Here is a 481-nt window from a genome sequence, read left to right as displayed (position 1 = left end):
CGAGTTTAGGTGGAAGAACATCCTGTTTAGTTTTGAGGGATCGAGCTAATCGAGGTTCGAAATTCGAGGTACGAAGTTCGAACCTGAGGCTGGATTTCTCGGTCTAGATAACAACATGGGCCTATAGCTCAGCTGGTCAGAGCGCACGCCTGATAAGCGTGAGGTCAGTGGTTCAAGTCCACTTAGGCCCACCATTAAAACAAAGTGTGGGGGCGTAGCTCAGCTGGGAGAGCGCTTGAATGGCATTCAAGAGGTCAGCGGTTCGAACCCGCTCGTCTCCACCATCTCTACGAAGTTCGAGGTTCGAAGTTCAAACCTGGGCTGGATTTCTCAGTTAAATTAGGTCTAGTGCAGTTTTTTGGCCGCCGGGCTTTGGAAACGTAGTATTGTCGGCAGCTATGCTGCCGGTAACAATACTAGTGACAGCCGTAGGCGGACAAAAAACCGACTAAACTAAACTGAGGTTGGTTAGGAACGAGCA

2 tRNA genes are annotated in these 481 nt (G+C 49.9%); both read left to right on the top strand.

Annotated elements, in window-relative coordinates:
- Positions 1-117 precede the first annotated feature (117 nt).
- A tRNA-Ile gene (locus JDF658_RS12915) sits at positions 118-194 on the top strand.
- A 14-nt stretch (positions 195-208) separates the two neighbouring features.
- Positions 209-284, top strand: a tRNA-Ala gene (locus tag JDF658_RS12910).
- Positions 285-481 lie beyond the last annotated feature (197 nt).

Source organism: Carboxydocella sp. JDF658 (assembly GCF_002049395.1).
GTDB lineage: Bacteria > Bacillota.
Note: the sequence above shows the minus strand (reverse complement) of the source record. Positions and strands in the feature narration are given on the sequence as shown.